This window comes from Paraburkholderia sp. SIMBA_027, assembly GCF_046535315.1.
Taxonomy (GTDB): domain Bacteria; phylum Pseudomonadota; class Gammaproteobacteria; order Burkholderiales; family Burkholderiaceae; genus Paraburkholderia; species Paraburkholderia tropica.
This window is the reverse complement of the sequence record NZ_JAWRWY010000822.1, coordinates 1-263: the sequence shown is the minus strand read 5'-3', so window position 1 is coordinate 263 and position 263 is coordinate 1. Positions and strand designations below refer to the sequence as shown.

At 61.2% G+C, this 263-nt stretch carries 1 protein-coding gene; it reads right to left on the bottom strand.

The genetic code is table 11. The features are described 5' to 3' along the window. The coding region (locus tag SB764_RS41350) for a TonB-dependent receptor plug domain-containing protein (RefSeq protein WP_410866948.1) at window positions 1–263 on the bottom strand (263 nt) is incomplete at both ends.

Below are 263 nucleotides of genomic sequence, written 5' to 3'. Positions count from 1 at the left end.
CCCGGTTTCAGCATGTCGGAGGCCGTCTTGCTTTCCATGATGACGGTGCCGCCGAAGCCGCCATTGCCATAACGAACGGATGTCGCGCCCTTTTGGATTTCCACGCGTTTGAGCAGTTCCGGATCAATGAAGACCGTGCCCTGATCGTAGCGCTCGAAGTTCTTCGGAGCGCCATCGAGCAGAAGGCGCACGTCTGACTGGCGGGCGAAGCCGCGAATGGCGGTGGATTGCCCCTGCAATCGCACGCCGCCGCTGGAACTGAC